The 250-nt window shown below is 53.2% G+C and carries 1 pseudogene; it reads right to left on the bottom strand.

What is annotated here, in order from left to right:
- Positions 1–219, bottom strand: a pseudogene (locus F1003_RS17825) (NADP-dependent phosphogluconate dehydrogenase); the annotation flags it as partial.
- Positions 220–250 lie beyond the last annotated feature (31 nt).

Genomic DNA, 250 nt, shown 5'->3' with positions numbered 1-250 from the left:
GTCGCGCTGCGCTTGGAGCAAGTTGGCTGGCAAACGCTCTGCACGGTACCCGTCAAAGAACGAAAGCGCTGTGCTAAAGCAAGGCGTTGGCACACCCGACTGGACAGCCAAAGCGACCACTTTGCGCCATCCGGCTTCCGACTTTTTGACCGCCGCTTTGAAAAAGTCGTCAAAGAGAAGACTTTTGAGATCGGGGTTTTTGTCGTAGGCTTCTTTGATCTTGCCGAGGAATTTAGAGCGGATGATACAC

The organism is Winogradskyella ouciana, from assembly GCF_009709615.1.
Classification (GTDB): Bacteria; Bacteroidota; Bacteroidia; order Flavobacteriales; family Flavobacteriaceae; genus Winogradskyella; species Winogradskyella ouciana.
Note: the sequence above shows the minus strand (reverse complement) of the source record. Positions and strands in the feature narration are given on the sequence as shown.